Source organism: Verrucosispora sp. SN26_14.1 (genome assembly GCF_004307965.1).
In the GTDB taxonomy this organism is placed as follows: domain Bacteria; phylum Actinomycetota; class Actinomycetes; order Mycobacteriales; family Micromonosporaceae; genus Micromonospora.
Genome location: NZ_SISL01000766.1, coordinates 1 through 1490 on the forward strand (window position 1 = coordinate 1; position 1490 = coordinate 1490).

At 73.9% G+C, this 1490-nt stretch carries 2 protein-coding genes; both read left to right on the forward strand.

What is annotated here, in order from left to right; genetic code table 11:
- The coding region (locus tag EYA84_RS31740) for an acetoin utilization protein AcuC (protein WP_131057842.1) at positions 1–833 on the forward strand (833 nt) is incomplete at its 5' end.
- A partial coding sequence (locus EYA84_RS31745) for a GNAT family N-acetyltransferase (RefSeq protein ID WP_394347634.1) occupies positions 820–1490 on the forward strand: 671 nt, incomplete at its 3' end. The genes EYA84_RS31740 and EYA84_RS31745, both read left to right, overlap by 14 nt.

Sequence of the window (1490 nt, forward strand, 5' to 3'; positions counted from 1 at the left end):
GCCAGGCCCGGCGCGCGGTCAACGTGGCCGGCGGTCTGCACCACGCCATGGCCGACCGGGCGGCCGGGTTCTGCGTCTACAACGACCCGGCGGTGGCCATCGCCCGGCTGCTCGACCTGGGCGCGGAGCGCATCGCGTACGTCGACGTCGACGTGCACCACGGCGACGGGGTGCAGCAGATCTTCTGGGACGACCCGAGGGTGCTGACCGTCAGCCTGCACGAGACACCGCTCGCGCTCTTCCCCGGCACCGGGTTCCCCGACGAGACGGGTGGCCCGAACGCCGCCGGCACGGCGGTCAACGTCCCGTTGCCGCCAGGGGTGGAGGACGCCGGCTGGCAACGCGCCTTCCACGCGGTCGTGCCGTCGGTGCTGCGCGCGTTCCGCCCGCAGGTGCTGTTCACCCAGTGCGGTGCGGACGCCCACCGCGTCGACCCGCTTGCCGACCTGCATCTGTCGGTGGACGGTCAGCGCGCCACCTACCTGGCGTTGCGGGCGCTCGCCGACGAGCTGTGTGACGGGCGGTGGGTGGCCACCGGTGGCGGCGGGTACGCGCTCGTCGAGGTGGTGCCCCGGGCCTGGACGCATCTGCTCGCGGTGGCCACCGGCGCGCCGTTGGACCCGGCGACGCTGACTCCGCCGGGCTGGCGGGATCTGGCCCGGGCCCGGCGTCCCGGCACCGACATCCCGTTGCGGATGACCGACGACGTCGACCCGAGCTACGAGCCGTGGCAGCCCACCGGCGAGCCGAACCCGGTGGACCGGGCCATCGCGGCCACCCGGAAGGCGGTCTTCCCGCTGCTCGGCCTCGACCCACACGATCCCCGCGACTGAGCCGGCCGGGGGAGGGCCGCCCGAGGTGACCAGAACCGAACCAGTCGTCGACGTGCTGCTCAGTGACGGCAGCACCGTCCAGTTGCGACCGATCCGTCCCACCGACGCGCCGGCGATCGTCGAGATGCACGCCCGGTTCTCCGAGCGCACCCGGTACCTGCGGTACTTCTCGCCGTACCCGCGCATACCCGAACGGGACCTGCACCGCTTCGTCAACGTCGACCACCGCGACCGGGAGGCGTTCGTGGTGCTGGCCGGCGACCGGATCGTCGCCGTCGGCCGGTACGAGCGGCTCGGCCCGGCCTCGCCCGACGCCGAGGTCGCGTTCGTGGTCGAGGACGCCTACCAGGGCCGGGGCATCGGCTCGGTGCTGCTGGAACACCTCGCCGACGCGGCCCGCCGCAGCGGGATCGTCAACTTCGTGGCCGAGGTGCTGCCGGCCAACGGCGCGATGCTGCGGGTCTTCGCCGACTTCGGCTACCAGATCCAGCGCCAGTTCGCCGACGGCGTGGTGCACCTGACCTTCCCGATCGCGCCCACCGAGGCGACCCTGGAGGTGCAGCGGGGGCGGGAGCACCGCACCGAGGCCCGGTCCATCGCCCGGCTGCTCGCCCCGCGTGGCGTGGTCGTCTATGGCGCCAGCGCCACCGGCCAGGG